Source organism: Caldovatus aquaticus (genome assembly GCF_019458025.1).
In the GTDB taxonomy this organism is placed as follows: Bacteria; Pseudomonadota; Alphaproteobacteria; order Acetobacterales; family Acetobacteraceae; genus Caldovatus; species Caldovatus aquaticus.
In genome coordinates this window covers 1-779 of the sequence record NZ_JAHZUY010000138.1, presented here as the reverse complement: position 1 = coordinate 779, position 779 = coordinate 1, and the positions used below count along the sequence as shown (strand labels likewise).

The window sequence follows — 779 nt, the reverse complement described above, 5'->3', positions numbered from 1 at the left end:
GCCACCTGCCCGAAGTTGTAGCGAACACCAACCAGCAGCGAGTGGTTGAGGTTGTCCGCCTCGTAGCGGCCGGTCGTCCGCACGCCGGTCGAGAGGTCGGTCACGGTCGCGTTCAGCTTCGGCGAGAGGGTGCCGAAGAAGCGGTACTCGGCCGTCACCGCGAGGCCGGGCAGGGCCTCGATCGGCACCGACAGGCCGGCGATCGCCTGGTAGGCGAAGCGCCCGTCCGTGTCGTTGATCAGGGCCGCGGTGTTCGGGCTCTGGAACCGGGTCTGGCCGCCGACATTGTCGTACTCGTGCCACGCCCAGCCGATACCGGCGCCGAGGGTGATGTGGACCGGCCAGCGCTGCACCGCGCCGATGTCGTACAGCGCGTTGGCCATCACGCCGTAGGTCTTGATGTAGCCGCTGCGGCGCACCAGGCGCTCCGAGGTCGGACCGGGCAGGCCGCTGACGGTGATGCGGTCCACGTCGTTCCAGCGGAAGTTGCCCTCGACCTCGGCCCGCAGCCCGTTGCCGAAGCCCCAGCCGAGGCTGGCGACGACCCCCCAACCCGGGCTGCTCTCGATCTTCACGCCGTCGTCGGTGCTGTTCTGGTGCCAGTTGGCGCCCGCACCCGCACCGACATAGAGGCCGGTCACCGGCTGCGCCTGCGCCGCCAGCGGCAGCGACAGCATCGTCGCGGCCAGGAGCGCCTTCCTGAGGCTCATGCCCACTCTCCTCACTTGCCAAAGCATCCCGGTCGCATCGCCGCGATCCCAGGGCCGGCGCCGGGCCCC

General features: G+C 70.5%; 1 protein-coding gene. It reads right to left on the bottom strand.

The genetic code is table 11. The annotated features are described in order from the left end of the window. A partial coding sequence (locus K1J50_RS18825) for an outer membrane protein (RefSeq protein ID WP_220119280.1) occupies positions 1 to 710 on the bottom strand: 710 nt, incomplete at its 3' end. Between the last annotated feature and the right edge of the window lie 69 nt (positions 711 to 779).